Below are 16,253 nucleotides of genomic sequence, written 5' to 3'. Positions count from 1 at the left end.
AGTGGTCATACCAGTTGACTCGACGCGCGCCGGGCCACGACTGGTGCGGTCGGCTGATGGACTTCCTGGCAACAAATCCCTGCGTACCGTCAGCTCGGGTCAGACCCGCGAATGGCGGCGAGCCAGATGGCGGTGGCGGCGGCTACCGAGGTGGCAGCGAGGAAGGCAATGAAGCCTCCTGCGGATATGTAGACCCACATGAGGGCTACGAAGGGGGCGGCGACGGTGGATTGGGCGTCGAGCAGTAGCCGGCGACGAACCCGAGCCGAGTCGCTGGCGAGGATCGGAGCATCGGGATCGGGACGGGATGGGTTGTCGATCAGGCGGCCGGGCGGTTCGGAGCTGCGAGCCTTTCCGGATGGGTAGAAGTGCAGGTTGGCGCTATCGACGGATCGGTCGGTCACCTCGGCTTCGGACTCGGTCATGCCGAGCATCGTCGAGTCGAAAAATACCGGCAGCCAGCGAGTTCGATAGTTCTCGGTGATCTCGAGCCAGCTACGGCTGACGAGCCGATGCTGCTGTCGCACTCGCTTGATCTCCACGGTGCGCGCGGCATCGCTACGGGCGCTGCTGCGGCCTGCCGCCTCGCGATCCGCGCTGCTACTACCTGAGCTTCCGGTGCCGCAGTCTGTGCAGCTGCCGGCATCGAGGTGTGAGCCGCCATCGCCATCGCCATCGCCGCGAGATGAATCCGTTCGGCGTGGACCGATGTCCGCCAATCCATTCGGCAGCATGCCCAACGCCGTAGCGAGCTGAAAACCCGTATAGCCCAAAATGCCCAGCGCAACCGTTGCCAATGCCGCAACTTGGTCCAAGTCGCCGAACGGCGCCCAGGCCAGACAAACAACCAGAGCGCCGATCGTCACGGAGACCGGATAGGCCAGCGGGTGGCCCGGCCCGAATTTCACTTCAGGAAGCCGACTTTGGTGTAGTCGGGCGAGGCGAGGCCGAAGGCGCCGTAGTTGGCGAGGTTATCGCGCACCGCGTAGGTGCCCGAGGCCTGCTGCAGTGGCACCGAATAGCCCTCGGCGAAGATCATCTGATCGCATTTGTTCGCCAAGTCGATGGCCTTCGCCGGATCGAGTTCGGCAATGGTCTGTTCGATCAGCGCGTTCAGTTCCGGGGAGCCGATGCGAGCCTTATTGCCCATCAGATTCGCCGGATCGTAGGCGTAGATCTGCGGCAGCGCACCCAAGGGGAGAACGCTACCGCCCCAGCTGAACTGGGCGATATCGAAGTTGCCTGGATCGATCACATTCTTGAACAAACCGCTGCCGGGGACGGTTTGGATGGTCATCTTCACCCCGACCCGCGCCAGGTTCTGCTGCACGATCTGCGCGGTCTGCACCCAGGCTTCCTGCTGGTACATCACATCGCGCAATTCGAGTTTGCGGCCGTCCTTTTCGCGAACGTCGCCATTGAGCTTCCAGCCGAGCGCGTCGAGCATTCGCGCCGCCTCATCCGGATCGAAGGCGATGGGGGCCGAATTGTCCTGGTAGCCCTTCTGGCCCTTCATGTAGATGTGGTTGTTCAGCGGCGTCGGGTTGTCGACGACACCGTTCTGGGCGGCGCTCACCAGCGCCTGCCGATCGATCGCCTTCGAAACGGCAATCCGCAGTTGCGGATCCGACAGCAGCCCGCCGGGTGCGCCGTTGAAGGTCAGATGCGACCAACTCGGCTCGGGGGTACGCCGGATGACCACATTCTTCGAATTCCGCGCACCGGTCACATTCTCGATCCCGGACATGTACGCGTAGTCGATCTCGTTGTTCTGGATACCGGGCAGCACCGCGGAATCGTCGAGCACGCTCAGCGTGATGGTGTCCAGCTTCGGCGTATCGCCCCACCATTTCGGATTGCGCCCCAGGGTGATCCGGTTCTGCGCGCGATCGATGGAGGTAACGACGAACGGCCCGGAACTGACCGGCAGTCCGTCGCGGTCGAGATTGCTGAATGCCTCCGGATTCGCGGTGACCGCCTTGGGGTACAGCGGTGAGAACTGCCCCTGCCATTCGGCGTACGGCTTATCGAAAGTGACGATCGCCTGCAGATCATCGACGCCGCGCTCGACCTTCCCGACCCGGTCGAATCCACTCGATGACGAGATGAGGAAACCGGGATCCTTGCCGCTGAGCGCGGCCGCCTCCGATCGCAGGTCCTCCCAGGTGATCGGGCTGCCATCGGACCATACGGCCTTCGGGTTGATCGTATAGGTGACCTGCTGGGGGTTGGTATTGGTCAGCTTGATATCAGTGAAGTAATTGTGGTCGACCGTCAGCTCACCCGCCGCGTTGCTGACCCACGGCGACGGCAGCGTCGGATTGATAGCGGAGGCAGTGCTTTCGGTATTGCCGTCGACGTGCAGATAGTTGAACGACTCGGGGAACGAGCTCAGTGCCAGCCGAAGATTGCCGCCGTCGCGCAGTTCGCCGCGATCCTTCGGATTGATGTCATTGGTGCTGCCGATATCCACCGTGCCCGGGGTGATGCTGTTGTCGGAACAACCGGTCGCGATCAGGCCGAGCGCGACAACCGGCACTGCCACCGCGGTTGCGAATCTCATTTCTCGAACCCGACTTTCGTGTAATCCGCCGACGCGAGGCCGAAGGCGCCGTAATTGGCCAGCCCCTCGCGCACCGCGACGGTGCCCGCGGATTGCACGATGGGCAGCGAGAAGCCCTCCTCGAAGATCATCTTGTCGCATTCGTTCGCCAACTCGATGGCCTTATCGGGATCGAGTTCGGCGATTGTCCGCTCGATCAGCGCATTGAGTTCGGGCGAGCCGATCTTGCCCTTATTGCTCAACGTATTCGCCGGGTCGAAGGCGTAGATCTGCGGCAGCGCACCGAGCGGGAGAATGCCACCGCTCCAGGTGAACTGGACGATGTCGAAGTTGCCCGGATCGACCACATCGGTGAAAAGTCCATTGCCCGGGTAGGTCTGGATGACCAGCTTGACGCCGATCTTGGCCAGATTCTGCTGAGCGATCTGGGCCATCTGCACCCAGCTCTCCTGCTGGTACATCACATCGCGGATTTCCAACTTGCGGCCGTCCTTTTCGCGGACGTCACCGTTGAGCTTCCACCCCAGGTCATCGAGTTCTTTGGCGGCTTGGTCGGGGTTGTAGGCCACCGCTGCCGCATTGTCCTGGTAGCCCTTCTGACCGACCATGAAGATGTGGTTGTCGAGCGGCTTGGGATCGACCACGACGCCCTGTTGGGATGAGGTCGCGATGGCCTGCCGATCGATACCCTTCGAAATGGCGACGCGCAGCTTCGGATCCGCGAGGATCGAGCCGGGCGCGCCATTGAAGGTGAAGTGCGAGAACCGCGGCGCGGGCGCGCGGCGCACCTTGATACCGGGCGCGTTCGAGGCGGTCTTGACCTCATCGATGCCCGAGACCGACGCCGAATCCAGTTCGTTGTTCTGCAGCGCGTTCAGCCGGGCCGAGTAGTCGAGCACGCTGTAGGTGACCGTATCCAGCTTCGGCGTATCGCCCCACCATTTCGGATTGCGGCTCAATACGATTCGCTGCTGCGCCTTATCGATCGAGGTGATCGTGAACGGCCCCGCCGAAACCGGCAGACCGTTGCGGTTGACGTCGTCGAAGGCCTGCGGGGTCGCGGTCGAGGCCTTGGGGTAGACCGTGCTGAAGATGCCCTGCCATTCCGCATAGTGCTGGGCCATGGTGACGATCGCCTGCCGGTCGTCGACACCGCGTTCGACCGTGCCGATCTGGGCGTAACCCTGGGTCGCCGCCACCTGGAAAGCTGGGTTGCGCCCACTGAGCGCTTCGGCCTGAGATTTCAGATCTTCCCAGGTGATCGGCGTCCCATCGGTCCAGACCGCCTTGGGATTGATCGTGTAGATAATGGTCTGCGGATTCGTATTGGTGAGTTTGATCTCGGTGAAATAGTTGGTGTCGGTGGTGATACTGCCCGCCGCATCGGATTTGACCGAACCCGGCAACGCCCACCCCACCAGATCGGAAACCTCACCGTCGGAGTCGACGTGGGATGCATTGAAGGTCGCCGGGAAGTTCGTCAGCGCCAGCCGCAGATTCCCGCCCTCGCGCAGTTCGCCGGCGTCCTTCGGATTGATGTCATTGGCCGTGCCGATCGAGCTGGAACCCGCCGTCACGTCATCGCCCGACCCGCACCCGGACAGAATCAGCGCGATGGCGACGGCGGGCGCCGCGATCCGAATTCCCACCCGGTGCTGCCGGGCGATGCGTGCTGTTGTCATTTCACGAATCCGATCTTGGTGTAGTCGTAGGACGCGAGGCCGGGGGAACCGATATTGGCGAGATTCGCGCGGACGCCGAAGCTGCCGTCGCTCTGCATCAGTGGCAGCGAATGACCCTCCTCGAAAACCTTGCGATCCACCTCGTTGGCCAGCTCGAGCGCCTTCGCCGGATCCAGTTCCGAGAGGGTGCGATCGATCAGGGCATTGAGTTCCGGCGAGCCGACGCGGGCGTAATTGCCCTGCAAATCGTTCGGGTCGTAGTAGTACGCCTGTCGAATACTGGCGAACGCGAACGCATCACCCACCCAGATGAACTGAGCGGCATCGAAATCACCGGGCTGGATGACATCGGTGAAGTAGCCCGCCCCCGGCTTGGTGTCGATGGTCAGTCCCACGCCGATTTCGGCGAGGTTCTGCTGGATGATCTGGGCGACCTGCACCCAGGTCGGATCGTTGTACATGACATCGCGGATGACGAGCCTGCGCCCGTCCTTCTCGCGCACATCGCCGTTGAGCTTCCACCCCGCCTCGTCGAGTTCGCGCGCCGCGGCGGTCGGATCGAAGCCGAGACTATTGTCCTGATAGCCCGCCTGACCCTGCAGGAAGATGTGATTGTTCAGCGGCTTCGGATTCTCCACCAGCCCGTTCTGAATCGCGGTGACGATCGCCTGCCGATCGATGGCCTTCGAAATGGCAACGCGCACCTTGGCATCGGACAGGATAGACCCCGGCGCGCCATTGAAGGTGATGTGGCGCCAGCGATTGCCGGGCGCGCGGCGCACCACCAGGCCGCCGGTATTGCGCACCGTCTGGACGTCGTCGACCGTGGTCAATTGCACCAGGTCGAGTTCGTTGTTCTGTAGCGCCGTCGTCCAGGCCGTGTGGTCGAGCACGCTGTAGGTGATGGTGTCGAGTTTGGGTTCGGTGCCCCACCATTTCGGGTTGTGGCCGAGCACGATTCGGCCCTGCGACCGGTCGGTGGCGACGACCTGGAACGGTCCGGCGCTGGGCCCCATCGCATCGGCCAGGCTGTTGTTGAACGAATCCGGTTCGGTGGTCACGGATTTCGGGAACAGCGAGGCATTACCCGCGAATTGACCGCGCCATTCGGCGTAGGGATGGCTGAAGGTCAGGACGGCCTGGCGATCGTCGACGCCGCGCTCCACCTTGTCCACGAATTCGAAACCGTTGGTGATGGCGATCAGGAACCGCTTGTCCCTACCGCTGAGCGCATTGGCCTCGGATTTGATGTCTTCCCAGGTGATCGGATTGCCGTCGGACCAGACCGCCTTCGGGTTGATGGTGTAGGTGACCTGCTGCGGGTTGGTGTTGGTCAGCGCGACATCGGTGAAATAGTCCTTGTTGATGGACAATTCGCCCGCCGCGTCCGTGTCGAACGCGCGCGGCATCAGCGGCCGTTCGATATCGGCTATCTCGCCGTCGTTACCGTCATTGGACAGGGTGTTCCAGTTGGCCGGATACGACGTGGTAGCCAGCCGCAGATTCCCACCGTCGCGGACCTCGTCGACGCTCTTTGGATTGATGTCATTGGTGGTGCCGAGCGTATCCGACAGCCCCGCCGTCGAATCGCCGCCCGAACCACAACCCGCCGCGATCAGAACCAGTGCGACAACCGGTGCCGCCCATTTGGTTCGGGTTCTCGATCGCATCGCGCTCTCCCTCTATCGGCTGACGACCGGCACCGGGACCGCATCGATCAACGCCCGGGTGTATTCGTTGCTCGGGCGGTCGAAGATCTGTTCGGCGGGCCCGGCCTCGACGATCTTCCCGCGATACATCACCGCGATATCGTGGGCCAGATTGCGGACCACCGAAAGATCGTGCGAGACGAACAGATAGGACAGACCGTGTTCGGTCTGCAGGTTGCGCAGCAGATTCAGCACGCCCGCCTGGATCGACACATCCAGTGACGACACCGGTTCGTCCAGCACGAGAATCTCCGGATCCAGGGCCAGCGCACGGGCAATGCTGATCCGTTGCTTCTGGCCACCGGAGAAGTCGGCCGGATAGCGGTCCGCGTGCTCGGGCCGCAGACCGACCTGTTCGAGCAATTGCGGTATCCGCTTGGCGATTTCGGTGCGGGGACGGCCATCGATGCGCATCGGTTCGGCGAGCACGTCGAAGATCGGCAGTCGCGGATCCAGTGCGGCCGTCGGATCCTGGAAGACGATCTGCATCTTCCGGCGGATCTCCCGCTTGCGCGCCTTGGTCAGGGTAGCGATATCGCTGCCCATGATCTCGATGGTGCCCGCTTGCGGTTTCACCAGGTCGAGAATCTGGGTGAGTGTGGTGGATTTTCCGGATCCGGATTCGCCGACCAGCGCCAATGTGCGCCCGGCGCGCACCTCGAAGCTGATGCCGTCGACGGCGCGGACCTCACCCTTGCGGCGCTTGAACACCACACCCGAGGTGATCGGGTAGGTCTTCACCAGATCCGAAACCCGCAGCACCACACGCTCATCGGTATCAGCTTCGGCGCTCGGCTCCGAAATCTCCTGGCGGTAGGCCTCGAAAAGATCGGCGGAGGTGACTTCGGCGGTGCGGATGCAGGCGGCTGAGTGGCCGGGTCCGGTCTTCTCCAGCGGCGGCTCGGCCGCACGGCAGTCATCGATCGCGATGGGGCAGCGCGGTGCGAAGGAGCAACCCGGCGGCAGTGCGTGCATGGCCGGCGGTGCGCCGACGATCGGGATCAGCGGGCTGCGGGACGGACCGTCCATGCGCGGAATCGAGCCGAGCAGACCGACCGTATACGGCATCCGCGGTGCGGCGAAAAGCTCTGCCGCCGGTGCGGTTTCGACGATCTTTCCGGCATACATCACCGCGACCCGATCGGCGAGCGTGGCGGCGATGCCCATATCGTGGGTGATCATGATGACACCGGCGCCGGTGATATCGCGCGCCTTGCGCAGCAGATTCAGGATCTGCTTCTGCACCGTCACATCGAGTGCGGTGGTCGGCTCATCGCAGATGATCAGCGCGGGATCATTGGCAATGGCCATGGCGATGACCACCCGCTGGCGCATACCACCGGAGAACTCGTGCGGAAATGCCTTGGCGCGCAAGGCCGGTTCCGGAATACCGACCAGATCCAGCAGTTCAACGGCCCGTGCCGAGGCCTCTCGACTGGTCATATCCGTATGTGCCAGCAGCGCTTCGGCGACCTGATCGCCGACCCGATACACCGGCGTCAGCGCCGAGAGCGGGTCCTGGAACACCATGCTGATGGAACGTCCACGCAGCTTGGACAATTGGCGATCGCCGAGGCCGAGCAGTTCGCGCCCGCGCAGCCGGATGGAGCCGTTGATCCGCGCCTGCTCCGGCAGCAATCCGATCACCGCGAGCGAGGACACCGACTTACCGGATCCGGATTCGCCGACGATCGCGAGCACTTCACCATCGGAGACGGTGTAGTTCACCCCGCGTACCGCATCGATGCGGCCCTCTTCACTGGGGAAGGAGACCCGCAGATCGGAGACCTCCAACAGCGGTGCGGTGGAGTTCTTCTCGCTGGCGACTTTATCGCCCGTCATGCGACTACCTTCTTTTCCGACCCAGCCTTCTTTTCGGACCCAGCCTTCTTTTCGGACCCAGCCTTCTTGCGCGAGCGAGCCCGTTTGGCACTGGGGTCGAATGCGTCACGCAACCCGTCACCGACCAGATTCGCCGAAAGCACGATGACGATCAGCAGTCCACCGGCGAACATGAACAGCCAGGGGAAGGTGAGCGCCGATGCGGTGCCCGACGCGATGAGCGTGCCGAGCGAGACATCCGGCGACTGCACACCGAATCCGAGGAAGCTCAAACCGGTTTCGGCCATGATCGAAGCGCCCACCGACAGTGTGGTGTCGATGATGAGGATCGAGGCGATATTCGGCAGGATATGGCTCAGGATCACCGTCCTGATCGGCGCGCCCATATACCGTGCGGCCTTGACGAATTCGCGTTCGCGCAGACTCATGGTCAGCCCGCGCACGATGCGCGCGCTGATCATCCAGCCGAAGACGCTCAGCAGCAGGATCAGCAGCAGGATGGACCCGCTGCCCTTGGTCTTCGGCGCGAAGAGCGCGACGATGATGAAGCTCGGGACCACGAGCAGCAGGTCGACCAGCCACATGATGGCCTTATCGGTGAAACCGCCGATGAGTCCGGCGATCGAACCGGTCAGCGCCGCGATGGTGGTGCTGATGAGGGCGACGCAGAAGCCGATGATCAGCGATTTCTGCATACCGCGCAGGGTTTGGGCGAGTACGTCGTGGCCGATGGCGTCGGTGCCGAAGGGATGCTTCGCAGAGGGCGGTTTACGCAGTGCCGTGCCGTCGAGTTCCTGATAGTCCCAGGTCCAGAAGTACGGCAGCACATAGGCGACCAGCACCAGGATCAGCAGCATGATCACGCCCGCGACGGCGGCCTTATTGCGCAGGAAGCGCCGCAGTACCAGCCTGCGCCGACCCGAGGCGGCAGCGGGCTCCGGCGCGCCCTGGACGATGATTTCGGCTTCCGTCATGACTGCGCCTCGCTAGCGCTCGGCTCCGTCACGCCGGACCGTGCTGTGTTGATGGTTCGTTCGCTGCGCTCACTCACGACGTTGATGGTTCGTTCGCTGCGCTCACTCACGACACACGCACCCTGGGATCGAGAATCGCGTACACGATATCGGAGAGCAGACCCGACACCAGTACGACAAGACCGGCGAACGCCGTCACCGTGACGACGACGTAGAGATCCTGGGCGTTGATCGAATTGACCAGCCATTCGCCGACGCCGTGCCAGCCGAAGATCTTCTCGGTGAAGGTCGCGCCGGTGATCAATCCGCCGAGGCTGTAGGCGAACAGCGTCGCCATCGGGATCAGTGCGGTCCGCAGGCCGTGCTTGTAGAGCGCCTTGTTGCGGGTCAGGCCCTTGGCGCGGGCGGTGCGGATGAAATCGCTCTGCAGCACATCGAGCATGGCATTGCGCTGATAGCGGCTGTAACCGGCCATTGCCCCCAGGGCCAGACCGGCCGTCGGCAGCACCAGATGCTGGAGGCGGTCGAGCAACTGCGGGAAGAAGCCGTTGATCTTGTTCGCCGAGGTCTCGCCGGTATAGAGGAAGATCTGCGAGCCGGTCAGCGTATTCACTTCCAGCGCACCGTATTTCAACAAGGTGGCGAGCAGGAACACCGGCGTGCTCAGTACCAGCAGGGATACGACCGTTGTGAAGTAGTCACTGAATTTGTATTGCCGGATCGCCCCGGCCGCACCGATCAGAACACCGAGCACCGTGCCTACGATCGAACCGATGATCAGCAGCCGCAGACTCACCAGGACCCGGCGCGGCAGCTCCTCACTTACCGGCTGACCGGCCAGCGTCTGGCCGAAGTCACCCTGCGGGATACCCTTCAGCCAGCTGATATAGCGCTGTGGGATCGGCTCGTTGAGATGCAGCTGTTCGGCCTTGGCATCGATCACCGCCTGCGGCGGACGTGGATTGCGCTGTTCGAGACTGTCCAGCGGCGTGAACGTCAGCGACGCCAGACTGAACGTCAGGAACGAAGCCAGCAGCAACAGCACGACATAATTGAACGCGCGTCGTAGCAGGAAGCCGGTCATCAGTCCTCTGGTCCTACGGCTGGTCGGGCCAGCATCGAGTATTAGCCCCTGATCATAAGGACGTGCGTGCGAGCGTGTGTGACACGCGTGAGATCGGCATGTCCTCGATTATGAGGAGACCGGTGCATCCAGGCTTTTCCCGGCGCTCTTAGGGGGGATTCAATGAGTTATCCGCAATATGAGCCTTATCCATCGGTCCCGGCACCGGCACCCGGCGGTGGCACCGCGATCACGGCCGGGGTGCTGGCGAGTGTCGGCAGTGCTGGCCAATTGCTCGGCGGCGGTTTCAACATCGTGCTCGGGCTGAGCGACCTCGGCCGTGATCTCGCGGAGTACGACTCGACCGGCTTGTTCGCGCAGAGCTGGTTCAAGACCTACCTGCTGGTGACCGGTTCGATCGCCGTGGTCACGGCGTTCCTACTCGGTGCAGGCGCGGTCATGATGTTCACCAGGCGGCCGCTCGGTCGGGTACCCGTGGTGGCCGGATGTGCGGTGGTGGTGTTCGCCGGTATCGCGGGGTATGCGATAACTCTGCGCTACACCGCCTCGGGCGGTAGCGCGGCCGAGATCAGTGGCGGCATCGGCGGGCTGTTCGGGCTGATCTTCCCGATCGCGACCGCGGTGCTCGCACTCGTGCCGCCGACGACGCGCTGGCTCAATTACAGTCCGGTGGCCGCACCGCCCGTCGCGACATACCCGTACGGACCAGTCGCGCCGCCCACGGGGTATTCGTCCGGAGCTGCTGGGCCACCTGCCGGCTCTTCGTCCGGAGCTGCGTGGCCACCGCCCGTCGCGACGTATCCGTACGGACCAGTCGCGCCGCCCGCGGGGTATCCGTCTGGAGCTGCTGGGCCACCGGCCGGCTCTTCATCCGGCCCGACGCCGTATCCGCCGTCGCCCTATCCGCATTACGGTCCTTCAGCTGATGTCCCGGCTGCGCAGCCGTATCCCCAAGCGGGGTATTCAGGTACCGATCAGGCGGACGTGCAGCCGCAGTCGGGGGCGAATCCGCAGGCAGCGCCGGTTTCCCCGCCGTCGAATCTGGTGAAACGGCAGTCCGATCCGACGCAGGCCGAGGACTCCCCGTGGCGGCGTCCGCCGTCGCAGTGATAGCCGCGATCGCGCCGAGATGGTCTTCCGGCAGGATGGAATAGGTGACGCGCCTGCACCTGCCCAAGCCGAAGATGGTTGCCACCGATGTGGACGGCACCCTCATCGATCACGACGAGCGGGTCACCGCGCGAACCAAGGTGGCCGTGGCAGCCCTGATCACCGATGGGGTGCCGTTCGTGCTCGCCACCGGACGGCCGCCGCGCTGGATCGATCCGGTGGTCGAGGGGCTCGGCTATGCGCCACTGTGCGTCTGCGGCAATGGAGCGGTGATCTACGACAGCGCCGCCGACCGGGTACTCACCAGCCGGACCCTGGATGTGGATACCCTCGCCTGGATCGCCGACCTGGCCGAACGCGCACTGCCCGGCTGTGGCCTCGCCGCCGAACGCGTCGGTGAGAGCGCCCATGACGCCGTGACGCCACAATTCGTCAGTTCGCCGGAATACGAACATGCCTGGCTGAATCCGGATGACACCGAGGTCTCGCGCGCCGAGGTCATCGATGCGCCCGCGATCAAGATGCTGGTTCGACTACGCGGCGCCCTCAGCGCCGATATGCGCGCGGTCCTCGCACCGCTCATCGGCGACCGCGCCGACATCACCTACTCGACCGACCACGGCCTGATCGAAGTTTCCGCACCCGGTGTCACCAAGGCCTCCGGCCTGGCCATCGTCGCTCAACGCCTCGGTGTCGAGCATTCCGCGATCATCGCATTCGGCGATATGCCCAACGACGTTCCGATGCTGAGCATGGTCGGCCACGGCGTCGCGATGGCCAACGCGCATCCGGAGGCGATCGCCGCTGCGGACGAGATCACGGCGGCTAACAACGAAGACGGTGTCGCGCAGGTTCTCGAGCGCTGGTGGGTCTGAACCGAACCCACTGCATCCCAAGGATTTCCGCAACGTAAGTGTGTGTACCTCCCGCCGAGGGCGCTGAGTGGCCCACCAGCACCGCGCGATCGTCTGTGTCAGCCCGCCGGTGCGGGGGCTGGCGCCGCGACGTGGCCGACCGAGTTGCGGTTGACCTGATGCTGGTAGGTGTCGTTGTAGGTCTTCCAAACGGTGGTGACGATGCCGGTCAGCTGGTTGAGAACCAGTGAGCCGTACTGGAAATCGGTGCGCAGTCCGTTCGGTACCGGGTAGGTGTTGCTCATCGGCCCCCCGAGAACCCCGGCATCCCCGCCGAGGGCGAGGAAGCGATCCAGGATCGCGCCGAGCACCTCGAATATCTGACCATTCGGTGCGGTATAGACGTACCCGTTGACGAACTTCGCGTACTGCTGCCCCTGCGCGGCGGGCATCGGCTCCGAGGTGGCCGCGCCGAGCGGACCATCCGGACCGCCTTTATCGGCCCAGTGCTTGGCGATCGGATTCTGATTCACCATGCCGAGCAGCTTGGCCGTGAGTGCGGCCAGCGCGGCGATATCGGTCTGGGTCTGCGGGGCGATCTGCATTTGGGGCTGCTGGGTGGTCGGCGCTTGTGCCTGCTGTTGTGGCTTGGTGGCGGTGCCGGATGATGCCGATATGCCCGCCGCGATATCCCGAATGCGGTCCATATCCGCGTAGGCGGAGTCACCGGGGCAGCTGGTATTGCCGACGTCGCGGTGCGCGAACACCACCGGCAACCGAACCGCCTCACCCTGCGCATAGGAGGTGAAATCGGTGCCCTCGGAATACATCGTGGTGTACCCCTTGGGATCCAGCCCGGCGATCTTGGACCGCCACCCGATGAACCGGCCGATCGCATTGATCGCCTCTTCCGACGGTTCCTCGGACTCGTAGTTGCCCATCAGCGCGACGCCTGCGGTGTTCTCGTTGAATCCACCCGCGTGCGCGCCCTGCACCGGGCGATCAAGTCCGCCGAAACGGCCCTCGAAGATCTGGCCGTACTTGTCGACCAGCGCGTTGTAGCCGATATCGCACCAGCCCAACGTTTTTGCGTGATACGTGTAGATCGCGCGGACGATGCCCGCCGATTCGGCCGGGGTGTAGTCGTTGCGGCCCGCGGTGTGGTGCACGGTGAGGCCGCCGAGCTGGTCGTCGTAGGTGGGTTCTTCGCAGCGGATGGATTCGTCCGCGCCCCACTGGGATCGGCTGATGACATTGGGTCCGCCGCCGGGCAGCGCCGCGGCGACATTGTTGAGCGTTCCGTCGATCGCGCCGCGGCCCGGATCGATCAGCACGGCCGTCAGTTCGGCGGCGGTCTGGGCCGGATCATCCGAGCGCCCGGCGGCCGGGGTGGGCAGCATCGGCACGGCGCCCTCCGCGTCACCCGCGACGGGGGGATGAGGCACGTTCGCCACGGCCGGCTTGCGGGTCACCAGGATCTGCACGGACTTGGTATTGCCGACGTAGATCGGTTCGGTGCCGGTGGAGCCGCCGGTCGCCCGATCGTTGCGACGGGTGTCGACGGCTTCGGTGTCGTACCAGGAACCCCAGGTGCCATCGGACTGGCGGGCCCGCACCAATGCCTTGGTATTCACCAGATCGTGCGCGGTCAGTGCGACCACGCTGAACGGGGTATCGCGGCTGACTTCCTTGACCTGTGCGCCGACCTGGCTGAGGAGTTCCGGCGGGACGGCGCCGGGTGCCAGTGCCGGCGTGTCGGGGGTGACGTCGGGCTCGACCTGGGTGGGATCGGCGATGAAAGCGGCTGTGGAACGGCTTTGGGGTGGTTGACCAGTGGTGCCCTGAGTTGGTGAGGGGGTCTGAGCTGGGATGCTCTGGTCTGGAGTCGATTGACCCGGGATGATCTGGTCGGTTGTCGATTGACCAGGTGTGGATTGACCGGGAAGCGATTGGCGGGGGGTATCTTGGCCCGGAATTGTTTGGCCGGGCAGTGACTGGGTGGGGGTGTTTTGGCCCGGGATGGTTTGGCCGGTTGTCGATTGACCTGGCGTGGTTTGACCGGGAAGCGATTGACCGGGGGTGCTTCCGCCCGGAACTGTTTGGCCGGGTAGCGATTGGCCGGGAACGTTTTGGCCGGGTACCGATTGGCTCGGTGTGCTCTGTCCGGAATCGAGCTTGGGTAGTGGAATTTCCTTCGGTAGCTCGACGCCGGGTGGCAGCGGCAAACCTTCGGGAACCGGAATGGATTCCGGAATCGGCAGCATGCGTAGATCCGAAAGATGCAGATCAGGCAGGTCGAGACCGGTGAGTTCGCGCAGCGGAAGGGTGATGTCGGGGACCGTGGTCAGGACCACCTCGGCCAATTGCGCGGGGATTGCGGCGGGATCGCTACCAGTTGTCGGACGGTAATCGGTCGAGTCGCTCAGCGTGAAAGTCGCGAGCGGGGCCGCTACCGCAAGTGTGGTGACAACCGGGAGTACGTAGGAACGTTTCGGTTTGCGGTACGGCACGAGCATCTCCAATCAGGTCGAACCGAGCGATCATCTGCATGGATGTCAGGGTTGCTTCCTGATGCATCAACAACCACACTAGTTCACAACTGTCACATATCTAAACCTCTGGTTGAGGATTATTATTTGATTGCTCGAATGTAGCTCTCGATTTGCGACCAGATGGAACGACATGCCGACGGGTATCGAACCGACCAGGTCCCGGAAACCGTGGGAGTGAACGGATGCGAAGCAAACGGCACCGGAATGACACGACGCGGGGGGAGCGAAAATTGCGACTGAAAACGAGTGCGCCGCGCGACCGAATTGGTCGGCGGCGGATATCAGGAACTCCGATTTCCATCCGTCCGGCGCTGGTCACCGGTGGTGCGGCCGTGTTGGTCGGCACCGTACTCGCGTTCTGGGTCTGGCCGGGCGACGCCCATGTCCGGCCGATGGCGGGGCCGGGCCACGGGCGCGGGATGAGTCAGGTCGGCGCGTTCGACAGCGCCCTCGAGGGCTGGGCCGCCGAGCGAATCCTCGATCACTACTACCCGGGCGCGACGCTCGGCAAAGTCTCGGCGACCACCGTCGGGGTGCGGCTGTTCGCCCAGGACGACTCGACGCTGGACGCCTATGCCGACGCCGGATTGCGGGTCGCGGGCCAAATGCTGCCGCGAGGCCAGGTCGCGCATCTCACCGCGCTGCCCGACGGCGGCGCGAATGTGGTTGTCACGGCGGGCTGTGACGGTGAGGTGCTGTGGCAGCGGGCGACCGCCGACCCGTGGATCTACCCGCTCAACCCGCGTCCGAACCGTCCCGCCGCCGAACATCTGACCCTGTGCGGCGGTTCGGCATATCGCGGCTCACTCGGTGTCGCGATGGAAAACGGTAAGGCGCGCACGGTGAATCGCGTCGATGTCGAGGACTATCTGCTCGGCGTCGTCCCGGCCGAGGTGCAGGCCAACTGGGTCGACAAGGGCGCGACGGAAGCTCTTCGCGCACAGGCGATCGCGGCACGTTCGTATGCGCTTGCCGAACACCGTTACTCGTACGCGCAGACCTGTGATAGCACCGACTGCCAGGAGTATCCCGGCACCGCCAAGGAGGATCCGCGCGCGACTGCTGTCATCGCGTCGACCGCGGGAACGGTGCTATTGCGCGACGGCCGAATTCTGCGTTCGGAGTACTCCTGTGCACCGGACGGTGGAGAGCCTGCCGATATCTACGCCTTCGATGTCGGACCGACCCCCGCCGAGCTCGGCATCCCGGTGGTCGGCGCAGCAACACCCGTGGATCCGCGCAAGCAATCTCTCGTCGCCGAATCTCCGATCGATGCCGAATACCGCCGGATCGGCGGCGCGAGCAGTCCGGTCGGCCAGCCACTCGGCCCAGAGCTCGCCCTACCCCAAAACGCCGGCACCTACCGGCTTTTCACCAACGGCGTCATCATCGCGACGCCGACGCTCGGCGCCCAGGTCGTCGACTTCACGACGCTGATGCAGCTGGTGCCGGACACACGTGAGGACAAGCCGCGCAGCACCGCCCCGCCGGGCAGCAACGAGCGCGCCACACCGCCCGGCGCGAATAGCGCACCCAAGAGTGCTGTGCCCGATGGTGGTGCGAGCGGTTTACCTGAAAGCGTGCTACCCGGAAGCGCGGCGCCGCCTGGCGCGAATGGTGCGCCTTCAAGCGTGCTGCCCGGAGGCAACATATCCCCCGAGGGCGCGTTGTCCGGTGGTGCGAATGGCGCGCCTGAGAGTGCCGTGCCCGGGAGCGTGCTGCCTGGCGGCGATATTTCGCGCGAGGGCGCGTTGTCGGGTGGTGCGAATGGCGCGCTCGGGAGTGTTGTGCCCGGGAGCGTGCTGCCTGGCGGCGATATTTCGCGCGAGGGCGCGTTGTCGGGTGGTGCGAATGGCGCGCTCGGGAGTGTTGTGCCCGGGAGC

Annotated in this window: 11 protein-coding genes; 3 read left to right on the top strand and 8 right to left on the bottom strand. The window is 64.2% G+C overall.

All coding sequences use genetic code 11. From position 1 onward, the window contains the following. Positions 1 to 89 precede the first annotated feature (89 nt). From ACIBJI_RS27530 to ACIBJI_RS27500, 7 genes are all read right to left on the bottom strand, one after another. On the bottom strand, positions 90 to 908 hold the full coding sequence (locus ACIBJI_RS27530; RefSeq protein WP_397086528.1) for a hypothetical protein: 819 nt from the start codon (positions 906 to 908) through the stop codon (positions 90 to 92). Beyond that, positions 905 to 2,563 (bottom strand): ABC transporter family substrate-binding protein, encoded by a 1,659-nt coding sequence (locus ACIBJI_RS27525; protein ID WP_364349401.1) that lies wholly within the window; start codon positions 2,561 to 2,563, stop codon positions 905 to 907. The genes ACIBJI_RS27530 and ACIBJI_RS27525 overlap by 4 nt, the downstream gene beginning before the upstream one ends. Continuing rightward, positions 2,560 to 4,245, bottom strand: a complete 1,686-nt coding sequence (locus ACIBJI_RS27520) for an ABC transporter family substrate-binding protein (RefSeq protein ID WP_397086526.1) — start codon at positions 4,243 to 4,245, stop codon at positions 2,560 to 2,562. Before ACIBJI_RS27520 ends, ACIBJI_RS27525 begins: the two co-directional genes overlap by 4 nt. Further along, positions 4,242 to 5,915: an ABC transporter family substrate-binding protein gene (locus tag ACIBJI_RS27515; RefSeq protein ID WP_397086524.1), complete on the bottom strand. Its 1,674-nt coding sequence runs from the start codon at positions 5,913 to 5,915 to the stop codon at positions 4,242 to 4,244. Before ACIBJI_RS27515 ends, ACIBJI_RS27520 begins: the two co-directional genes overlap by 4 nt. Positions 5,916 to 5,927: 12 nt before the next feature. Further along, on the bottom strand, positions 5,928 to 7,796 hold the full coding sequence (locus ACIBJI_RS27510; protein ID WP_364349410.1) for an ABC transporter ATP-binding protein: 1,869 nt from the start codon (positions 7,794 to 7,796) through the stop codon (positions 5,928 to 5,930). After that, the gene (locus tag ACIBJI_RS27505) at positions 7,793 to 8,770 is read right to left on the bottom strand and encodes an ABC transporter permease (protein ID WP_364349413.1); all 978 of its coding nucleotides are present in this window, start codon (positions 8,768 to 8,770) and stop codon (positions 7,793 to 7,795) included. The genes ACIBJI_RS27510 and ACIBJI_RS27505 overlap by 4 nt, the downstream gene beginning before the upstream one ends. A 106-nt stretch (positions 8,771 to 8,876) precedes the next feature. Next, positions 8,877 to 9,854: an ABC transporter permease gene (locus ACIBJI_RS27500; protein ID WP_364349416.1), complete on the bottom strand. Its 978-nt coding sequence runs from the start codon at positions 9,852 to 9,854 to the stop codon at positions 8,877 to 8,879. A 162-nt stretch (positions 9,855 to 10,016) separates the two neighbouring features. Between ACIBJI_RS27500 and ACIBJI_RS27495 the strand changes: the two genes are divergently transcribed. Together ACIBJI_RS27495 and ACIBJI_RS27490 are read left to right on the top strand one after the other, a co-directional pair. Continuing rightward, entirely contained in the window at positions 10,017 to 10,964 is a 948-nt protein-coding gene (locus tag ACIBJI_RS27495) for a hypothetical protein (RefSeq protein WP_397086521.1), read from the top strand. A 74-nt stretch (positions 10,965 to 11,038) separates the two neighbouring features. Continuing rightward, complete coding sequence (locus ACIBJI_RS27490; RefSeq protein WP_397086653.1) at positions 11,039 to 11,839, top strand: HAD family hydrolase; 801 nt, start codon at positions 11,039 to 11,041, stop codon at positions 11,837 to 11,839. A 98-nt stretch (positions 11,840 to 11,937) separates the two neighbouring features. Here the strand turns inward: ACIBJI_RS27490 and ACIBJI_RS27485 are convergent, their stop codons facing one another. Continuing rightward, on the bottom strand, positions 11,938 to 14,334 hold the full coding sequence (locus tag ACIBJI_RS27485) for an N-acetylmuramoyl-L-alanine amidase (protein ID WP_397086519.1): 2,397 nt from the start codon (positions 14,332 to 14,334) through the stop codon (positions 11,938 to 11,940). A gap of 266 nt (positions 14,335 to 14,600) precedes the next feature. Between ACIBJI_RS27485 and ACIBJI_RS27480 the strand changes: the two genes are divergently transcribed. Then, on the top strand, positions 14,601 to 16,253 hold a 1,653-nt coding region (locus ACIBJI_RS27480), incomplete at its 3' end, for a SpoIID/LytB domain-containing protein (protein ID WP_397086517.1).

The sequence above is a fragment of the Nocardia sp. NPDC050408 genome, assembly GCF_044458905.1.
In the GTDB taxonomy this organism is placed as follows: Bacteria; Actinomycetota; Actinomycetes; order Mycobacteriales; family Mycobacteriaceae; genus Nocardia.
The sequence above is the reverse complement of the archived record's forward strand: the minus strand, read 5'-3'. Positions and strand labels throughout refer to the sequence as shown.

Coding starts and splice junctions, on each gene's coding strand:
- ACIBJI_RS27485 (WP_397086519.1), bottom strand. CDS start 14,334: ATGCTCGTGCCGTACCGCAAACCGAAACGTTCCTACGTACTCCCGGTT.
- ACIBJI_RS27515 (WP_397086524.1), bottom strand. CDS start 5,915: ATGCGATCGAGAACCCGAACCAAATGGGCGGCACCGGTTGTCGCACTG.
- ACIBJI_RS27505 (WP_364349413.1), bottom strand. CDS start 8,770: ATGACGGAAGCCGAAATCATCGTCCAGGGCGCGCCGGAGCCCGCTGCC.
- ACIBJI_RS27520 (WP_397086526.1), bottom strand. CDS start 4,245: ATGACAACAGCACGCATCGCCCGGCAGCACCGGGTGGGAATTCGGATC.
- ACIBJI_RS27500 (WP_364349416.1), bottom strand. CDS start 9,854: ATGACCGGCTTCCTGCTACGACGCGCGTTCAATTATGTCGTGCTGTTG.
- ACIBJI_RS27495 (WP_397086521.1), top strand. CDS start 10,017: ATGAGTTATCCGCAATATGAGCCTTATCCATCGGTCCCGGCACCGGCA.
- ACIBJI_RS27510 (WP_364349410.1), bottom strand. CDS start 7,796: ATGACGGGCGATAAAGTCGCCAGCGAGAAGAACTCCACCGCACCGCTG.
- ACIBJI_RS27490 (WP_397086653.1), top strand. CDS start 11,039: ATGGTTGCCACCGATGTGGACGGCACCCTCATCGATCACGACGAGCGG.
- ACIBJI_RS27525 (WP_364349401.1), bottom strand. CDS start 2,563: ATGAGATTCGCAACCGCGGTGGCAGTGCCGGTTGTCGCGCTCGGCCTG.